The following is a 3,351-nucleotide window of genomic DNA, read 5'->3' on the forward strand; positions in this document are numbered from 1 at the left end:
CCTTCTGGCGCAGAGCTCACCAGGCTGCCGCTCAACGCGCCCACTTCAAATCAAAAAAGCAACTGTAATGCTAATACACCGATCCGATCGCCAGCGGCTACAAGGGCACCATTTGTGTAAGCGGCGGGACTGCCAGAACGTGGAAAAATTACGGCGCGTTGACCGCGTGAAGCATCAGCGGAATAGGCGGCGAATTTTGAAGGGGGCACCGCAAGCTGTTGCCGTGTTACTGTCGCGCTCAACGGGCACGGCGGTATCTTTCGCCGGCTCCCGGCGTGCTGTCAGTCGACCGATTCTGCGTAGACGGGATTTCTAATGCTCTAAGGATGATTCTTGGTTTGTATTTCCCTGCGTCGCCTTAGAGTGCTCGTGCTCAGCAATCCACTTGACCGCGTCGCCTTCCGTAATAAAGCCCTTGATTGCTTCCGTTTCGCCATCGGGCCACAGAATATCGACACCCCAGCCAAGTCCGGGATTTTTCCGAGCCATGAACGTTGGTCGCTGCTCGAGCATCCGCCGAGTATGCGCCTATGGTGCCTAGGTTCAAGCCAGCTGTCCTGCCGCAATCAAACCTCCCACACTACCCTGCGTCCGCCCGCCAGGCCGGGGTGCAACGTCTAAGCACGACGCGCAGTTTGAGCTGGAGGCGGCATTGTGGTCATCGACAAGCGTCCGTTCGAGCAGCGCAGACGCATGAGGATTGTGGATACCCATAACGACGGCGTTTCGCAGATCGAGAGGCGCCAAGACTAAGCGAATTGCGTTCTGAGCGCTTCGTCCGCACTTGCGCCGATCGCGCGAGGATTAGATCTTGCGCGCCACGGCTGCCATTAGAAGCCATTGTTGGCTTCATCGCCCTACTATTGTCCGCTTTTTCAGCCTAACTAGTGGCAAATGGTAAGCGCGAATTGGGGTCAGCGGTTCCGGTGGGCAGGACGGATCAGGGCTGAAAAGAGTCATGTTTCGAAGACGCCTATTGACCGCGTACCATTCCGGTTCTGGAGAAATGGGGCGGGAAGGGCGTCGCGTCATAATGACAACCGCCTACGACGCGATCGCCGCTCGCATCGCCGATCCGATTATCGATATTATTCTCGTTGGCGACAGTGTCGGGAACGTCTGTCTTGGATTTGACAGCACCCTTCCGGTCACATGGCGATGATGAACCACCACTTAGAGGCGGTCGCGCGCACCAGACCCGGTGCTCTTCTAGTCGCCGATATACCCTTTATGAGCTTTCACTTGGGCGCCGAGGAGACTATCCGCAATGCGGGCGGCTTTCTGCAACGCGGTGCCGATGCGGTGAAGCTCGAGGGAGGTGCCAGCCGTGTCGAGATGGTTCGCGCCTCGGTCGGTTGTGAGATCGCTGTTACGGGCCATCTTGGCTTGACGCCGCAAAGTGTTAGGCTATTGGGGGCTTCAAGGTGCAGGGCGGCAGCCACGATGATGCATTGGGCCTGCTGATGACGCACACCGTCTACAAGAGGTCGGATGTTTTGCTCTCGTCCTCGAGGGAATGCCCGGTGAACCTGCTGCTCGCGTCGCCGAATTGATGGACATACCGACGATCGGAATCGGCGCCAGACCCGGATGCTCAGGGCGAGCGCTCGTCTTGCATGATGTGCTCGGATTGACGACCGTCCACCGGCCTAAATTCGTTCGCGCGTACGCTGAGGGATTTCAGCTCATGCAGGACGGGTTATCGCGCTGGGCGGCGGATGTTCGCGTGGGAACGTTCCCGGGGCCTCAGGAAAGCTACCGGCTACCCGAAAGGCCTTGGCAATTTGATCGCAAACTGGTCCTTCGAGCTCGATTTGATAGTGCAACGTACAGATGCTCAGAACGGCCCCTGAGTTCGCTCACTCAGACCGGCGCGAGCGTGTAACTCTTTTCGAGTTCAACTGATTGTGGCGCGGCCCTCAATCGCTCGATGCGCCCGCCTTTGCCGAGATCGCCGACTTGGCGCGCCAAGCCCCGATGCGGCTCGACCGATAGATCATCTGTGCCCGCCGGTGTGCAACGGCGTGAATTGATAGCGGCGGGCACGGACGACCCATTGATGCAGCGAGAAGGCGCGAAGGCAGGGTGCTCGCGTGCTTGGTTGCCGCCGAAGGCAGATCGAGGCCCAAGTGATCCGAAAGGCAGGGCGGGGGTGAGATGTTGGCAGGCCGACCTGCCGAAAGTGCGGGTCCGCGGCGGAGGAGCGCAAGCCGGTTCGATCATGTCGTGCCATGCCCGCGGAGCGCACCTTGGCGTGTCTTTAGAAGCTGAGGCGGCCTGTGTTCGAGGATCTCGTCGGCCCCGATCGCGACCGCGATGCGCCGTTTGCCGTGGCAAGATGGCCGCGGCGAGCTAATCGGCATCATTCCCGTGGGATCGACGCAGGTCTCGAGCTGCGCTCGTCACGATTGCGACAACCCCGATCATCCGTTCCTTAAGTGCGAACTGCAGCGGAGCATCCGTGTCTAATCCGACAAGCAGGGTTTGCAGGCCAGAACGACAGGCTGGAATGGCGCAGGCGGCGGTCGAACGTCGGACTTGCACGCCTGGCCTGGTTTGCGAGGTTGGGCGCTTCTCAGTCCCCCCGCCGTGACAAGCGAATTCGCCGTCCTCGAGCGCCTGCTCCGAGGCAGCGTTACGGTGCAATCCCTGGACCACCGGATACCGTTCCCGCTCGTCCTCGAAGCCATTGAGCGGGTGCTCCAGCCGAGAGATGGAGCCGAGCGGCGTACCCGTGAGGACGGACACCTCGATCTCGCCTCCGGCACGCATAAGGAGGTGACTGCTTCGCCCTCCTGGTGGAGCTGAATGAGCGTGCTGGATGCTCAGGTGTGTGGCGCCGCGTTGCCAACTGCTTTGCGGGTGGCAGGAGTGGTGTGGACAGTGCAACGACCTTGAGACAATTGCGCTGAGCGATTTCGGCTGGCTGATGCCGGATCCAGAAGGCTTACTCGCGCTCGCATCCAAGCGCCGGCACCAAATCTTGAAGTAACCGATATCTGGCGGCAGTGCGTACAAGATGTCTCCTTCGTGGTGGACGGGATAGAGCAAGGGTCTCGCAAAGCGCACTTCGCTCTTCTCCATGATCAGGCTTGCCGTACGCCTACTCCGCTGAATCGGCGGCCGCTTGTTCGCTTACTTTTGCGCCATCTACGCTCACGGCATGTAGCACTGAGACACTTGGGAATGATCTGCAACGCAGAACCTAACGCAGCGTTCGGTTCGCGCATTTCTTTCGGCGCGAATGTTGTTACGCAGCTACAGCAATTCGCGCGCACGTTGTTAAGACGCACGAGGCTCGGGGCACTCAAGACATGAGAATAGAAATGAAGAACTTGTTGTTTACGGCAG

At 59.5% G+C, this 3,351-nt stretch carries 1 protein-coding gene and 1 pseudogene; one reads left to right on the top strand and one right to left on the bottom strand.

The annotated features are described in order from the left end of the window. Positions 1-312: 312 nt before the first annotated feature. On the bottom strand, positions 313-489 hold the full coding sequence (locus AC0L3P_RS39420; RefSeq protein WP_473309387.1) for a hypothetical protein: 177 nt from the start codon (positions 487-489) through the stop codon (positions 313-315). A 500-nt stretch (positions 490-989) separates the two neighbouring features. Here AC0L3P_RS39420 and panB point away from each other — a divergent pair. Then, positions 990-1,853: pseudogene (gene panB, locus AC0L3P_RS39425) on the top strand (3-methyl-2-oxobutanoate hydroxymethyltransferase). The last annotated feature ends 1,498 nt before the right edge of the window (positions 1,854-3,351 follow it).

The organism is Bradyrhizobium sp. WSM4874, assembly GCF_055811835.1.